Source organism: Streptomyces sp. NPDC002795, assembly GCF_042888725.1.
In the GTDB taxonomy this organism is placed as follows: domain Bacteria; phylum Actinomycetota; class Actinomycetes; order Streptomycetales; family Streptomycetaceae; genus Streptomyces.
Window position 1 is genome coordinate 267,732 of sequence record NZ_JBIAQB010000003.1, and the last position, 14,878, is coordinate 282,609.

A 14,878-nucleotide genomic window follows, 5' to 3' on the forward strand; every position below is an offset into this window, starting at 1 on the left:
TACAGCGCAGATTCTCCACGCATCAGACACGCGAAAGAAGGCTGCACACATGCCCCCAGCTGACATCGGCGGCACGACCGTGTCCGCTACGTCCAGCGTCGTCACCCTGAACATCAACGGGGAGAAGCACACACTGCCCGTCGACCACCGCACCACGCTGCTCGACGCCCTGCGCGAGCGGCTCGATCTGACCGGCACGAAGAAGGGCTGCGACCAGGGGCAGTGCGGGGCCTGCACGGTGCTCGTCGACGGGCGCAGGACCGTGGCCTGTCTCCAGCTCGCGGTCGCCGCGGAGGACCGCGAGATCACCACCATCGAGGGCGTCGCGGGCCCGGACGGCGAACTGCACCCGGTGCAGGAGGCGTTCGTCGAGCTCGACGGCTACCAGTGCGGCTACTGCACGCCCGGCCAGATCTGTTCGGCCATCGCCGTCATCGAGGAGCACGCTGCGGGCTGGCCGTCCGCGGCCACCGGGGACGTGCGGCCCGCGGCTCAGCCGCAGCCGCTGACCCCGGAGGAGATCAGGGAACGGATGAGCGGAAACCTGTGCCGCTGCGGCGCCTACGTGTCGATCGTGCAAGCGGTCGCCCACGCGGCCGCGCACTCCGCCGACGACGCGAAGGAGACCGTGGCGTGAGGGAGTTCGGATACGAGCGGGCGTCCGATGTGTCGGGCGCGGTGGCGGTGCTCGGCGCCGACCCCGAGGCGCGCTACCTCGGCGGCGGCACCAACCTCGTCGACCTGATGAAGATCGGCGTGGAGCGCCCCGCGCACCTCGTCGACGTACGGGAACTGCCGCTCGACAGCGTCGAGTCGACCCCCGACGGCGGGCTCCGTATCGGAGCCACCGTCACCAACAGCGACCTCGCCGCCCACCCCGAAGTGCGGCTCCGCTACCCGGCGTTGGCGCAGGCCGTGCTCGCCGGGGCCTCCGGGCAGCTGCGGAACATGGCCACCGTCGGCGGGAATCTGCTGCAGCGCACCCGCTGCGGCTACTTCACCGACGTCAGCAAGCCGTGCAACAAGCGGGAGCCCGGCAGTGGCTGCCCGGCCATCGAGGGGGAGCACCGCAATCACGCCATTCTCGGCGCGAGCGAGCACTGCGTGGCCGTGCACCCGTCCGACATGGGTGTCGCGCTCGCCGCGTTCGACGCCGTCGTCGAGTACGAAACCGCCGAGGGCAAGGGCGAGTTGGCGCTGACCGACTTCTACCGGCCCGTCGGTGACACCCCGCACCTGGAGACCGGTCTTCCGGCCGGTGCGCTCATCACCGCGGTCACCCTGCCGCCCGCGCCCGTCGCGGCGAACTCGACGTACCGCAAGGTCCGCGAGCGCGCCTCGTACGCCTTCGCCATCGGCTCCGTGGCCGCAGCCGTCGACGTACAGGACGGCGTCGTACGCGACGCGCGGATCGCGCTCGGCGCGGTCGCCTCGCGGCCGTGGCGGGCCCGTGCCGCCGAAGCGGCGCTGATCGGGCAGCCCGCCGAGGGAGCGACGTTCGCGGCCGCCGCCGACGCCGAACTCGCGGCGGCGAAGCCGCTGCCCGACAGCACGTACAAGGTGCCCCTGATGCGCAATCTGATCGTTGCGCTGCTCACCGAACTCGCCTCGGAGGCCACCCGATGACGACGACCACCACCACAGCGGCCGGCACGACGACAACGGACTCGGTGGGTGTCGGGCGCAGCCGCGTCGAGGGGCGCGAGAAGGTCACGGGAGCCGCCCGGTACGCGGGCGAGTTCCCGTTCACCGACCTCGCGCACGGCTGGCTCGTGCTGTCCACCGTGGCACGCGGCCGGATCCGTTCGGTCGGCGACGAGGCCGTGCGCGCCATGCCCGGCGTCCTCGCCGTCCTGCACCACGGCAACGCGCCCCGGATCAACACCGACTACATGGGCATGCTCGGCCAGCCCGACGGCATCCTGCACGTCTTCCAGCACGACCAGGTGCTGCACGCCGGCTGGCCCGTCGCGCTCGTCGTCGCCGAGACGCCCGAGCAGGCCCGGGAGGCCGCGGAGGCGCTCGTCGTCGAGTACGACACCGAGCCGCACGACATCGCCTTCGAGGCCGACAGGCCCGGCACCTACGCCCCCGAGGGTTCAGAGGCGGTCAAGGGCGATCTGGAGGCCGAACTCGCCGCGTCCGCCGCCGTCGTGGACGAGCGCTACACCACCCCCGAGGCGCACCACACCGCCATGGAGCCGCACGCGGTGACCGTGCGCTGGGAGGACGGGCGCCTGGAGGTGTACGACGCCAACCAGGGCAGCAAGGCCGTCGCCGACGAGCTCGCGCAGCTGTTCTCGCTCGACCCGGCCGCCGTCCGCGTCGTCTCCGAGCACGTCGGCGGCGCCTTCGGCAGCAAGCTCGTGCGCTCGCACCACGTCGCGGCCGTGATGGCCGCGACGCAGCTCCAGCGTCCCGTCCGGCTCGCCATGACGCGACGTCAGGTCTTCGCGCTCACCGGCTACCGCAGCCCCACCACCCAGCGGATGCGGCTCGGCGCCGACGCCGACGGACGGCTTCGCGCGTTCGGTCACGACGCCCAGTCGCTGACCTCGAACATCCGCGAGTTCGTCGAGGCGAGCGCCGGATACGGCCGCGTGATGTACGCCTCGGACGCGCACTACTCCGTGAACCGGGTCGTGCCCGTGGACCTGCCGACCCCGACGTTCGTGCGGGCGCCCGGCGAGGCCCCCGGCTCGTACGCCGTGGAGTCGGCGCTCGACGAGCTCGCAGAGAAGCTCGGCATGGACCCGGTCGCGCTGCGCGTGCGCAACGAGCCGGAGGTCGGCCCCGTTTCCGGTCTGCCGTTCAGCAGCCGCAACCTTCTCGGCTGCTACGAGGACGGCGCGCGGCGCTTCGGCTGGGAGGGGCGCGACCCGCGGCCGCGCGTGCGCCGCGAGGGCCGCTGGCTGCTCGGCACGGGCGTCGCCGCGTGCTCGTTCCCGTCCGGTGTCGCCCCGTCCACGGCGGCCATCACCGCCGAGCAGGACGGTACGTACACCGTCCGGATCACGGCGGCGGACGTCGGTACCGGCGCCCGCACCGCGCTGACCCAGATCGCCGCCGACGAACTCGGCGTCGACCAGGGCCTGGTGCGGGTGCGGATCGCCGACAGCGACTTCGGCCAGGCCTGGGTCTCCGGCGGCTCGATGGGCACGCGCTCGTGGGGCTGGGCTGTGATGGCCGCGAGCCGTGAGCTGCGCGAGCGCATGACCTCGACCGCCGCCATCCCGGCAGAGGGTTTCACCGTGCGCACCGACACCACCGCACTGGTCGGCGCCCTCGCGCAGAAGGAGCGCTACTCCTACGGCGCGCAGTTCGCCGAGGTCGCCGTGGACGTGGCGAGCGGAGAGGTCCGCGTGCGGCGCCTCCTCGGCGTCTTCTCCGCGGGCCGCATCATCAACCCGCTGACCGCGCGCAGCCAGTTGGTGGGCGGCATGACGTGGGGCATCTCCATGGCGCTGCACGAGGAGGCCGTGCGGGACGCGACGGACGGCGGGCACGTCGGCGCCGACTTCGCGGGCTACCACGTCGCCGCCAACGCGGACGTGCCGGTCGTCGAGGCGCACTGGGTCGACGACAGTGACCCGGACGACCCCGTCGGCATCAAGGGAGTCGGCGAGATCGGCATCGTCGGCACGGCCGCCGCGATCGGCAACGCCGTGTGGCACGCGACCGGGGTGCGCCACCGCGACCTGCCGCTGCGGCCGGACAGGGTGCTGCTCGCCGAGGCGCAGCGCAATGCTTGACCTCGCCGCCGAACTGAGCGAATGGGCCGCGCAGGGCCGGGAGTTCGCTGTCGCCACCGTCGTCTCGGTGAGCGGCAGCGCGCCCCGGCCGCCCGGCGCGGCCCTCGCCGTCGACGCGGCGGGCGAGGTCATCGGCTCGGTGTCCGGCGGCTGCGTCGAGGGCGCGGTGTACGAACTGTGCGTGCAGGCCCTGGAGGACGCGGCGCCGGCGCGGGAGCGGTTCGGCTACAGCGACGACGACGCGTTCGCCGTGGGCCTGACCTGCGGCGGCGAGGTCGAGGTGCACGTCGAACCGGTGCGGCTCGACTCGCCGTCCCGTGCGGCGGTGGTCTCGGCGCTCGCCGTCGCGGCGCGCGGCGAGGCCGTCGCGCTGGCCCGGATCCTCGAAGGGCCCGGTGAACTCGCCACTACTGGCGGCCTGTTGATGATCCGCCCCGACGGCTCGCACGAGGGACACCTCACGGAGGGCGACGACTCGGGGCTCGCGGCACAGGCCCGTGCCTACCTCGACCTCGGCCGCACCGGGCTGTGCGAGGTGCCCGAGAGCAAGGCGCGCTGCGACGGTGATGTCACCCTGTTCGTCGAGTCGAGCGTGCCGCCCGCGCGGATGATCGTGTTCGGCGCGGTGGACTTCGCGGGCGCGCTGGTCAAGGTCGGCAAGCTGCTCGGCTTCCACGTCACCCTGTGCGACGCGCGCGGCGTCTTCGCCACGCCGACCCGCTTCCCGGAGGCGGACGAGGTGGTCGTGGAGTGGCCGGACCGCTACCTCCGCTCGACCGACACGGACGAGCGCACCGTGCTGTGCGTGCTGACGCACGACGCGAAGTTCGATGTGCCGTTGCTGGAGGTGGCGTTGCGGCGGCCGGTCGCGTACGTCGGGGCGATGGGTTCGCGGCGCACGCACGACGACCGGATGGAGAAGCTGCGCGAAGTCGGCCTGAGTGAAGGCGAGTTGGCGCGGCTGCACTCCCCGATAGGACTCGACATCGGCGGCCGTACACCGGAGGAGACCGCCGTGTCGATCGGGGCGGAGATCATCGCGGCCCGGCGGGGCGGCAGTGGATTGCCCCTCCGGGCGGGGGAGGGCGCGATCCACGACCGCTGAGACTACAACGCGTCCCGCGGCACCGTCTCGTTCCACGTCCGTGAGAACACCCGGCGGTCGGACTCGTACGCGTCCAGTGTCGCGTTGACGTAGAACTGCATGGCGTCGCAGGTCAGCGTCGTACTCGTCCGCACCCGTACGTCCCAGCCGTCCCGCTGGAAGCGCATCGTCCACGTCGACTCGCCCTCCGGCGACGTGAAGTCGTCCGCCGTGGACGTGTACCGCTCGTGCGCCCGGCACCCCACGTCGATGTCCGCCGCGTCGAAGTGGATCGTGCCCCGGTCCTTCACGATGTCCAGGGCCGCGCCGTAGTTGATGAGGTCACGGGTGACCTCCCAGCGTTCCTCCGGCGGCGTCACCCGCGTCGACCGGATCGGGGGCGCGCCCTCGGGCGGCTCGAAGGGCGGCGCGTCGTCCGGAGCCGACGCGGGCCGTACCGGCAGCGACAGGCGGCACCCCTCCTCGTGCACGGTCAGGAGCGTGGGCTCGGGCGGTGGCCAGGCCAGCGGCCAGTACGACGTGGACAGGGAGAGCCGGACGCGGTGGCCGGGCGGGAACGCCTGCGCCACCCCGTTGAGTTCGAGCACCGCGCGACAGCGCTCGCCCGGTGCGAGGGGGTCCGGTTCGCCGGTGCCCTCGCGGCGGGTCAGGTTCAGGATCCCGTACGTGACCCGGGTCGCCCGGCCGTCGGGCGCCACGTCGGACAGCCGCGCGGCGACCGTCGCCACCGGGCGGTCCGCGCTCACCTCCAGTTCGACGCGCGGCGAGCCGAGGATCTCCAGGCGCTCGGTGAGCGGCCGCGTCTCGTAGATGAGCGAGCCGCCGTCCTCCTCGCGCTGGTCGTAGGGAAGGTCGGGCGGCGCGTTGTACGACGCCCACTTTCCCGCGAACTGGCCCACGGACAACGGGGATCGGACGGAGGCGTCCCTGGGTTCGGGGGTCGGCTCGTCAGGACCCGCCAGGTGCCGGTCGCCGAGTCCGAACGACGTCTCCTCGACGCGCGGCGACGGCCACGACAGCTCGCCGACCCAGCGGCCGGGACGCTCCTCGTACGACGTGGAAGGCGGCACGCTCTCCTGCATCCAGGCGCGCAGCATCGGCCCGTCCATCGCGCCGTTGTCCGCGCCCTTGAGCCAGTGGTCCCACCAGCGCACCACCTCCTGGAGGTAGCCGATGGCGGGCCCAGGCTCGCCGAGGTGCGGGTACTTGTGCGACCACGGGCCGACCAGGCCCTTGCGCGGGACGTCGAGGTGGGCGAGGAGACGGGTCACCGCGTTCGAGTAGCCGTCGGCCCAGCCGCTGGAGGCGAGGACGGGGCAGCGTACGGCCGTGTAGTCCTCGCAGACAGAGGCGTGCCGCCAGTACGCGTCGCGGCGCTGGTGGCGCAGCCAGTTCAGGACCCACGGATCGACGGCGGACAGCCGCTCGTGCCACAGCTCGCGCCACCGCCCGCCGACCACGGCCGGGTCGGGCGGGCACGTGGAGTAGGCGAACATGGTGCCCGCCTCGGCGAGGCTGTCCGACAGCAGCGCGCCGCCCATGTAGTGCATGTCGTCCGCGTACCGGTCGTCCGTGAACGAGGAGATGGCGATCGCACGCAGGCTCGGCGGCTGCCGGGCCGCCACCTGGAGCGCGGCGAACGCGCCCCACGAGATGCCCATCATCCCGGTCGACCCGTCGCACCAGTCCTGCGCGGCGAGCCACGCGAGCACCTGCTCGGCGTCCTCCTGCTCCTGCTCCAGGTACTCGTCCGTGAGCACACCCTCGGAGTCACCGGTGCCCCGCACGTCGACACGGACGCAGGCGTAGCCGTGTCCCGCGATGTACGGGTGGTGGATCGAGTCGCGAACCGAGCTCAAGTCCCCCTTGCGGTAAGGGATGTACTCCAGGATCGCGGGGACGGGCGCGCTGTCGGACGAGACCGGGCGCCAGACGCGCGCGGACAGCCGGACGCCGTCCGGCATCGGGATCGTGAGGTGGTCCTCTTCCTTCGTCGGGTGCGGAAGGTCATCGATGTGTCGCATGGGGGGTGCGTCTTTCAGGACGGGGTTTCAGCCGGTGTGTCGAGGCCGAGACTGAGCGCGGCCACGCAGCGGTCGTACTTCTCGCGCAGCTCCTCCTCGCTGTCTCCGCCGGTGAAGATGTGTGCCACTTCGTAGCTGTAACTGTCCTGGTGGCCGCTGTCGGAGAGGTGCTGCGGCTCGTCGGGCACCAGGTCGATGCGGACGCCGGGGATCTCCCGCTCGATGCGGGCGATCTCCTCGTCCGACGGCACACGGTGGACGACGCCGTCCGTGAACCAGCGGTAGTACCACTTGGCGGCAAGCGTGTACGGGCCCTTGCGGCGGGGGAGCGCCGGGTCGCGGCCGAGGGCGAGGGCGAGCATGCTGTGGTGGTTCGCCGCCCCGTCGACGTAGGTGAACAGCTCGGCGTGCGACTGGGAGTGGCGCGGATTGATCTCCAGGATGGCCGTCCTGTCGGTGGCCGGGTCGTGGAAGAACTCGATGCTGAACGTCGCCTCCGACCACCCGATGTGCCGCATCACGCGCTCGGCGACGGAACGCAGCCGCTGCTGCACCGGCTCGGGCAGCGCCGAAGGGTACTGGTGGCGCAGAAAGCTGGTGGAATCGGGGTAGTTGATCGAGTCGAGGACGCCGTACACGGTGATCTCGCCGTCGTGCGCGTATCCCTCGACGGCGACCTGCACCCCGTTCAGCGTCTCCTCCGCGAGGCACACCTGCCCGCCGACGTCGGCCATCTCCGGGGGCAGGTCGAGCTGGTCGAGTATGTACTCGAAGGGCCGGCCGACCCGGTGGATGCCCGCCTTGATCGCGTCGACGGCCTCCCGGAACTCGGTCATGTCCCCTACGCCGTAGGCGAGTTCGGAGGAGTACGAGAGGGCCGGCTTGAGCCACATCGGGAAGCGCACACCGTCCGGGGGGCTCGGGTTCTCGGCGGTCAGATCGACCCGGCCGAAGCGCGGGTGCTCGGTGACGACCTCCTGCTGGACGAGCCGGCTCCAGTACTTGTGCTCGCACTTGACGACCGACTCCAGGCTCGTGGCGCGCGTTCCGTAGCGCTCGGAGAGCAGGGAGACGAGAGTGCTCGCCGGGAAGTCCCAGTAGCCGACGATCGCGTCGATGGACCCCTCGAACCCGTCCAGGACGGTGCAGGCCCGGTCGATGAGATCGGGCACGTGCACCTCCCCGCTCTGAAGTTCCGTCGCGGACAGCAGCGGGTGCAGGTTCATGCGGTCGGTGCCGGGGACGGCTCGCAGTGCCGGCAGATTGGCCTCGTCGAGGCCCAGCACGAAGACGTTCGGTGGTCGGTTGCTCACGGACGGCTCCCAAGTAGGTGGTCAGGGCTCCCGCGTACCCCTGCGCCTCAGTGGCACACGTGAGGGCCACTTGCGGGTGTCACGTGGCTCCACGTACGGCTCCTCGCCCTCGGGCCGGCCGGCGCTGATGGCGCGCTGCCGGGCCAGCTCCGCGTCGAATTCCAGGCCGAGCAGCAGCGCCAGGTTCGACAGCCACAGCCAGACCAGGAAGATGATGGCGCCGGCCAGCGTGCCGTACGTCTTGTTGTACGAGCCGAACCCGGCCACGTACAGCGCGAAGCCGCCGGAGGCGAGCAGCCACAGCAGCACGGCGAGGATGCTGCCGGGGCTCAGCCAGCGGAAGCCGGGACCACGGACGTTGGGGGCGCGCCAGAACAACAGCGCCACCATCAGGACCATCAGCGCGAGCAGCACCGGCCACTTCGCGATGTTCCACGTCATGAGCGCCGCGTCACCGGCCCCGAGCCAGTCACCCGCGCGCTTGGCCAGCGGTCCTGTGAACACGACGATGGTCGCGCTCGCCGCGAGCAGCACCATCAACGTGACGGTCAGCGCGAGCCGCAGCGGTGTCAGCTTCCATAGCGGGCGGCCCTCCTCCGTGTCGTAGACGGCGTTCGCGGTGCGGATGAACGCGGCGATGTAGCTGGAGGCCGTCCAGACGGCGGTCAGCAGGCTCACCGTCGCGATCACCCCGCTGGACCCGCCCCTGTCCTGCAACTGCCCCACGGCATCGTTGAGCAGGTCCCGCACGGGACCCGGTGTGAGGTGGCGCAGGTTGTCCAGGACACCCTGCGTCGCCCGCTCGCCGGCCACGCCGAGCAGGGACACCAGGACGAGCAGCGCAGGAAAGAGCGAGAGGACGCCGTAGTACGTCAGCGCGGCCGCCCGGTCGGGCAGATCGTCGTCGAGGGACTCCTTGCCGGTGCGGCGCAGCACGGCCCACCACGAGCGGGCCGGGAGATCCGTCGGATCCCTCGGCTCCTCGTGACCGCGACGCTCGTGGTCGGCCATGGCCCTCCCTCAACTCGCGCTCGCCGCCGGGGGGTTCGGATCAGCGGGTTCAGATGTCGCGCTGCTCAAGACCCCGGGTCGCCGGGCCCTGTACGACCGTCCCGTCCGTGTCGAAGCGGGAGCCGTGGCAGGGGCACTCCCAGGCGCGCTCCGCCGCGTTGAACGCGACCAGGCAGCCCAGGTGGGTACAGCGCGCGGACACGGCGTGGAGCTTGCTGTCGGCGTCCCGGTAGACGGCCGCGCGCCCGCCCTTGGTGCGCAGCACCGCCCCGGAGTCCGGGCGCAGCTCGTCGACGGAGTCGACGCTCGGGGACCGCACCCGGTCACCCACGAAGTGATAGGCCACGTCCGCCTGGTGCTTCAGGAAGCGGGGCGCCTCACGCAGCACCGAGCGCACCCGGCGAGGATCGTAGATGCCCGCCCACTCGGGTTCCTCACGCCCCGTGATGAGCGCGCTGAGCAGCCGGCCGGCCATGATGCCGCCGCTCAGACCCCAGCCGCCGAAGCCCGTGGCGACGTACGTGTGCTTGGCCGCCGGGTGCAGCCGGCCCACGAGTGCCGTCGTGTCGCAGGGGAAGGTGTCCTGCGTCGCCCACCCGTAGGCGGGCTCGATGCCGGGGAAGTGCTCCTCGGCCCACGCCACGAGGCGCTCCAGGCGCAGCGGGGTGTTCCCGGTGCCGGGGGTGAACTTCTCGCCGGTGACGATGAGCAGCCGCTGCCCGTCCTCGTAGGGCGCGGTGCGCACCGAGCGCGTGTTGTCCTCCGGCGTGATGTACATGCCGTCCGGGTCGCGCTCCGCGTCGATCGGCGCGGCCACCACCAGCTCCCGGCGGGGCGCGAGCCGGGCGAACAGCAGGGCCCGGTCGAAGATGGGGTAGTGGGTCGCGACGACCACGTCGCGCGCGGTCACCGTGGCTCCCGTCTCGGCCGTCACATGGCAGGCGTGGTCCTCCTCCAGGCCGAACACCGACGTGTGCTCGTACAGCAGCGCGCCCCGCGCGTGCAGGTCCTCGGCGAGCCCGAGCAGGTACTTGCGCGGATGGAACTGGGCCTGGCCGGTGACGCGCACCGCTCCCGCGACGGGGAACGGCAGACCGGTCTGCGTCACGAACGACGCGGGAAGCCCTGCGGCCCGCGCCGCCTCGGCCTCGGCACGCACCGCGGGCAGATGGTGGCCGTCGGTCGCGTACGTGTAGGCGTCGCGGCGCTCCAACTCGCAGTCGACACCGAGGAGTTCGGACACCTCGAAGGCGTGCTCCACGGCCTCGGACTGGGAGCGCGCGTACAGGCGGGCGGCCTCGGAGCCACGTGTGCGCCGCAATCGTTGGTAGGTCAGTGTGTGCAGCGCGGACAGCTTGGCCGACGTGTGCCCGGTGACGCCCTCGGCGATGCGGCCCGCTTCCAGGACCGCCACGCTCAGCCCGGAGCGTGTCAGCTCCCACGCGGTGCTCAGCCCGGCGATGCCCGCGCCGATCACCGCGACGTCCACGTTCACGTCCCGCTCCAGCGGCGGGAAGTCCCGTCCCGGCGCGGACTCGATCCAGTACGAACTCCGGATGGATGCGCTCTCGGTCATGGCGGCCGGGTTCCCCCGAAAAGGCTGATCACGCTCTGACTGCCGGGTACCCGGCAGGTGTCCCCTACAAGGAGCTCCGATGGCCGCGAACCCGCGCCTGCGCGCGCTGACCATGAACGTCCTCGCCCCCGAGTACGCCGACGGCCCCACGCGCCGCGGCGTCCTCGCCGCCGCGCTCGCCGACGCCGCCCCCGACGTGCTGGCACTGCAAGAAGTGGTACCGGACGACGTGCGGCGGCTGGAGGCCGACGGCTGGCGGGTCGTCCCGCACCCCCGCAGCGGCCCGGACGGCGTCGGCGCCGTGCTCGCCGTCCGCGCGCCGCTCGGCCGCGTGCGCACCGATCCGTTGCAGGTGACCGAGCGTACGGCGGCTACGCCGTGGTGCGGGGTGGCCGCGGCCGAGGTCGCGTACGAGGAGCCGCTCGGCGGCGTCCTCGTCGTCCATCACAAGCCGAGCTGGCCCTACGGCTTCGAAGCCGAGCGGGAGCGGCAGGCGCGGGCCGCGGCCCTCCTGGCGGAGCGGATGCTCGCCGAGGGGGCCGGGCGGCTGCGGCACGTGATCGTCCTCGGCGACTTCGACGCGGGGCCCGACGCCGCGAGCCTGCGGTTCTGGCGCGGACTCCAGTCCCTGGGCGGGGCGAGCGTCTGCTATCAGGACGCGTGGGAGGCCCGGCACGGCGCAGCGCCGGGACACACCTTCAGCCCGGACAATCCGCTGGTGCGCGCGGGGGACATGCCGCTGGAGCCGGGGCGCCGCATCGACCACGTGCTGGCGCGCTGCGGACGGCACGGGCCGACCCTGCGGGTCGAGGCGTGCCGGCGGTTCCTCGTCGAACCGGTCGACGGCGTCCAGGTCAGCGATCACTACGGTGTGTTGACCGACTTCGCGGTGCCGGAGCGGGAGTCCGGGGCCTGGCCGGAGTGATCCGTCGCCGCCGACAGGTCGTCCAGCAGGCGCGTCGTCGCCGTGGTCAGCTCGCCGAGCGCCGCGAAGCCGTGACCGGCCGGATCGGCCAGGAACGCGGCGATGCGGTCGCCCGCCGCCTGCGCCGCGGTGAGCGCCTGGGCGGCCTGCTCCCCGCCCGGACGGCCGATCCGGTCGGCGTCCGTGGCGCACGCCTCGCCGGCCGAGCGGAACAGCGTGGCCAGCTCGCGCAGCGCCTGCGGCGGAGGTGTCGCGAACGGTGGTGTGTCGTGCGCGGCCTCCGTCAGTGAACGCAGCGCCTCCGCGAGGTGGTCCGCGATCCGCTCCCAGCGGATGTCTCGGGACGGCGGGGCGGGGCGCCCGCGGCGCAGCCGGCGGCCCGGATTGAGCCGGCGGCCCTCGTCCGCCCGGTGCCGCGCGGTGCGCAGCTCGGCGACCGTGGCGCCGAGCCGCAGCGCCCGCCCGTGCCACTCCTCCGCGTCGGCCGCGCCGTACCCGCCCTCGATGCCGTCCGCGATCTCCCGCAGCAGCCGGGCGCAGTCCGTCGGCACCTGGGTCCGCAGCCGCCGCACGTCGCTGGTGTGCACGGGTGGCAGCACGAGCGCGTTGACCAGGACGCCGACGACCGCGCCGAGCACCGTCTCCATGAGCCGGTGACCGATCTCCACGAGACCGTACGAGCCGTACGTCAGGACGAAGAGGGCCGCGCTCGGCGCGTACCAGCCCTGGTCGCCGAAGCGCCCGTACGAGCCGATGAGCACGGTGATCGGCAGTGCGATCGCCATCCCGATCATCACGTTCTGGGTGAGCGCCATCGCGCCGGAGGCGATGAGCGTGCCCGCCGCGACGACCAGGAACTGCTGCACCGCCGAATACACCGAGCGGTACACGGTGCTGTGCACCAGCACCACGGCGGTCCACGGTGCGAGCAGCGCCATCGGCGCGTTCCACCACCAGCCCGCCAGCGCCCACGCCACGATCGCCGCGGCGGAGGCCTTCAGCGCCTGTACGGCCGTGGCCCGCTCGGGCCCCGGAACCGACACGGCGCGGCGTGCGGAACCGCCGATGGCCCGGAACTCCTCCACGATCATGCGCCCCGGCATGTGTCGCGGCATCGGTACGTCCTCCAAGGTGTGGGGGCGGGAAGCGTCGGTCGGAAAGGTGCCCGGCCGGGTTCCCCGGGCCGCGTCGAGTGAAACACCGCAGGCCGGGAGTGGTACGGGTGGGTGTGGGTACTCGGGCGCCATGACCACCACAAACGACAGCGGGCCCACCACGGCGCCCGGCCCCGCGCAGGAACGGGCCCCGGCGCTGCCGCCCCCGCGCGGACCGGTGTCGGCCGCCGTGCTCGGGCATCTGCGCGCCGCGCGCCACCCGCTGCCCGGCCCGGAGGCGATCGCCGCGGCGCCCCCGCTCGGCGACGACGCCCAGCTGGCCCTGTACGTGTGCTACGAACTCCACTACAGGGGTTTCGCCGGAGTCCGCGACACCCTGGAATGGGACCCGGAACTCCTGCGTGTACGAGGCCAGTTGGAACAGCGCATGCTGTCCGACCTGCGTGCCCACGCGACCGGGCACACCCGCGCGCACGACGCCCTCGACGACCTGCTGGTGGAACCGGCGGACGGCGACGGCCTCACCCATCTCCTCAGTGAGAAGGGGGAGTTGTGGCAGCTGCGCGAGTACGCGGCGCACCGCTCGATCTACCACCTCAAGGAGGCCGACCCGCACGCCTGGGTGCTGCCCCGGCTGCACGGGCGGCCCAAGGCGGGGATGGCCGCCATCGAGTTCGACGAGTACGGCGGCGGCCGCGCCGACCGCATCCACGCGCGGCTCTTCGCCGACCTGATGGCCGACCTGGACCTCGCACCCGACTACGGCCACTACCTCGACGCGGCATCGGCCGAGGCGCTGGCCCTGGTGAACCTGATGTCCCTGTTCGGCCTGCACCGCTCCCTGCGCGGCGCGCTGGTCGGCCACTTCGCCACCGTCGAGACCACCTCGTCACCGGGCTCCCGCCGCCTCGCCCACGCGCTGCGCCGCGTCGGCGCGGGCGAACGCGCGGTGTTCTTCTACGACGAGCACGTCGAGGCCGACGCCGTGCACGAGCAGGTGGTACGCCATGAGGTCGTGGACGGCCTCCTGGCCCAGGAACCCGAGCTCGACCGGGACATCGCCTTCGGCGTCAACGCCACCGGGTACCTGGAGGACCGCTTCGGACGGACACTGCGGGCCGCGTGGGAGGCGGGGGAGTCGTCCCTGCGCCCGGGCTCGTCCTCATACCCAGGGAGCCCGACATGACCAGCCCACTGCTCACCTTCCCGGGCGTCTACGCCCCGCAGGACGACACCTGGATGCTCGCCGACGCACTGCTGCGGGAACCGCTCGCGCGCGGCGCGGAGGTGCTCGACGTCGGCACCGGGACGGGAGCCGTCGCGCTCTTCGCCGCCGGGCGCGGCGCACGGGTGACCGCCGTCGACGTCTCCTGGCGCGCCGTGCTCACCGCGCGGCTGAACGCCCGCCTGAACCGGCTGCCGCTGCGGGTGCTGCGCGGCGACCTGCTCGCGCCCGTCATGGGCCGCCGCTTCGATCTCATCGTCGCCAACCCGCCCTACGTACCCGCCCCCGCGGCCCGCGTGCCGCGCCGCGGCGCCGCACGGGCCTGGGACGCCGGCCGCGACGGGCGCCTGGTGCTCGACCGGATCTGCCGCGCCGCACCGCCACTGCTGCGCCCCGGCGGCACACTGCTCATCGTCCAGTCGGCACTCAGCGACGCCGACCGCACCCTCGACCTCCTGCGCTCCAGCGGCCTGCGCGCGGACGTCGTGGGCCGCAGATCGATCCCCTTCGGCCCCGTCCTGGAGGAACGCCAACAGTGGCTGCGGCGACACAAGTTGCTCGCCGCCGACGCGTCGAGGGAAGGACTGGTGGTCGTCCGTGCCGAACGAACCGACTGAGCCGACGCCGCGCCGCGAGGTCACCCGCATCACCGCCCGGCGCACCGGCCCGCTCCTCGTCGAGGGCCCCGTCGAGGTCACCCTCGACGACGGCACGACGGTGCGGTCGGACCGCTTCGAGGTCGCCCTGTGCACCTGCCGCCGCAGCCGCCGCTACCCCTGGTGCGACACGAGCCACCGGCGGCGCGGCTGAATCCGCCCTCACCACACGATCC

13 protein-coding genes are annotated in these 14,878 nt (G+C 72.8%); 8 read left to right on the top strand and 5 right to left on the bottom strand.

Going from position 1 to position 14,878, the window contains the following annotated elements; all coding sequences use genetic code 11:
* The first annotated feature begins 49 nt into the window (after nucleotides 1–49).
* The 4 genes from ACFYWS_RS10545 to ACFYWS_RS10560 are packed head-to-tail and all read left to right on the top strand — an operon-like array spanning nucleotide 50 to nucleotide 4,857.
* Nucleotides 50–637, top strand: a complete 588-nt coding sequence (locus ACFYWS_RS10545; protein WP_389272547.1) for a 2Fe-2S iron-sulfur cluster-binding protein — start codon at nucleotides 50–52, stop codon at nucleotides 635–637.
* Nucleotides 634–1,626, top strand: coding sequence for an FAD binding domain-containing protein (locus tag ACFYWS_RS10550; RefSeq protein ID WP_389272550.1), 993 nt, complete (start codon nucleotides 634–636; stop codon nucleotides 1,624–1,626). The genes ACFYWS_RS10545 and ACFYWS_RS10550 overlap by 4 nt, the downstream gene beginning before the upstream one ends.
* Nucleotides 1,623–3,752, top strand: coding sequence for a xanthine dehydrogenase family protein molybdopterin-binding subunit (locus ACFYWS_RS10555; RefSeq protein ID WP_389272553.1), 2,130 nt, complete (start codon nucleotides 1,623–1,625; stop codon nucleotides 3,750–3,752). The genes ACFYWS_RS10550 and ACFYWS_RS10555 overlap by 4 nt, the downstream gene beginning before the upstream one ends.
* Nucleotides 3,745–4,857 (top strand): XdhC family protein, encoded by a 1,113-nt coding sequence (locus ACFYWS_RS10560; RefSeq protein WP_389272556.1) that lies wholly within the window; start codon nucleotides 3,745–3,747, stop codon nucleotides 4,855–4,857. The genes ACFYWS_RS10555 and ACFYWS_RS10560 overlap by 8 nt, the downstream gene beginning before the upstream one ends.
* A 2-nt stretch (nucleotides 4,858–4,859) precedes the next feature.
* Here ACFYWS_RS10560 and ACFYWS_RS10565 read toward each other — a convergent pair whose 3' ends face one another.
* The 4 genes from ACFYWS_RS10565 to ACFYWS_RS10580 are packed head-to-tail and all read right to left on the bottom strand — an operon-like array spanning nucleotide 4,860 to nucleotide 10,781.
* The gene (locus ACFYWS_RS10565) at nucleotides 4,860–6,881 is read right to left on the bottom strand and encodes a CocE/NonD family hydrolase (protein ID WP_389272559.1); all 2,022 of its coding nucleotides are present in this window, start codon (nucleotides 6,879–6,881) and stop codon (nucleotides 4,860–4,862) included.
* Nucleotides 6,882–6,895: 14 nt separating this feature from the next.
* Complete coding sequence (locus ACFYWS_RS10570; protein ID WP_389272562.1) at nucleotides 6,896–8,194, bottom strand: acetyl-CoA carboxylase biotin carboxylase subunit family protein; 1,299 nt, start codon at nucleotides 8,192–8,194, stop codon at nucleotides 6,896–6,898.
* Nucleotides 8,195–8,215: 21 nt separating this feature from the next.
* Nucleotides 8,216–9,205 (bottom strand): YihY/virulence factor BrkB family protein, encoded by a 990-nt coding sequence (locus ACFYWS_RS10575; RefSeq protein ID WP_389272565.1) that lies wholly within the window; start codon nucleotides 9,203–9,205, stop codon nucleotides 8,216–8,218.
* A 49-nt stretch (nucleotides 9,206–9,254) separates the two neighbouring features.
* Nucleotides 9,255–10,781: an FAD-dependent oxidoreductase gene (locus tag ACFYWS_RS10580; protein ID WP_389272568.1), complete on the bottom strand. Its 1,527-nt coding sequence runs from the start codon at nucleotides 10,779–10,781 to the stop codon at nucleotides 9,255–9,257.
* 79 nt (nucleotides 10,782–10,860) lie between these two features.
* On the opposite strand from ACFYWS_RS10580, the gene ACFYWS_RS10585 reads away from it, so the two are divergent.
* The gene (locus ACFYWS_RS10585; protein ID WP_389272571.1) at nucleotides 10,861–11,706 is read left to right on the top strand and encodes an endonuclease/exonuclease/phosphatase family protein; all 846 of its coding nucleotides are present in this window, start codon (nucleotides 10,861–10,863) and stop codon (nucleotides 11,704–11,706) included.
* Here ACFYWS_RS10585 and ACFYWS_RS10590 read toward each other — a convergent pair.
* On the bottom strand, nucleotides 11,646–12,821 hold the full coding sequence (locus tag ACFYWS_RS10590) for an aromatic acid exporter family protein (protein WP_389272574.1): 1,176 nt from the start codon (nucleotides 12,819–12,821) through the stop codon (nucleotides 11,646–11,648). The genes ACFYWS_RS10585 and ACFYWS_RS10590 overlap by 61 nt on opposite strands.
* 130 nt (nucleotides 12,822–12,951) lie before the next feature.
* Between ACFYWS_RS10590 and ACFYWS_RS10595 the strand changes: the two genes are divergently transcribed.
* From ACFYWS_RS10595 to ACFYWS_RS10605, 3 genes are read left to right on the top strand one after another with little or no spacing between them, the layout of a single operon-like run.
* Nucleotides 12,952–14,007 (top strand): iron-containing redox enzyme family protein, encoded by a 1,056-nt coding sequence (locus ACFYWS_RS10595; RefSeq protein ID WP_389272577.1) that lies wholly within the window; start codon nucleotides 12,952–12,954, stop codon nucleotides 14,005–14,007.
* Nucleotides 14,004–14,663, top strand: a complete 660-nt coding sequence (locus tag ACFYWS_RS10600) for a HemK2/MTQ2 family protein methyltransferase (RefSeq protein WP_389272580.1) — start codon at nucleotides 14,004–14,006, stop codon at nucleotides 14,661–14,663. The genes ACFYWS_RS10595 and ACFYWS_RS10600 overlap by 4 nt, the downstream gene beginning before the upstream one ends.
* Entirely contained in the window at nucleotides 14,644–14,856 is a 213-nt protein-coding gene (locus ACFYWS_RS10605; protein ID WP_389272583.1) for a CDGSH iron-sulfur domain-containing protein, read from the top strand. Before ACFYWS_RS10600 ends, ACFYWS_RS10605 begins: the two co-directional genes overlap by 20 nt.
* Nucleotides 14,857–14,878 lie beyond the last annotated feature (22 nt).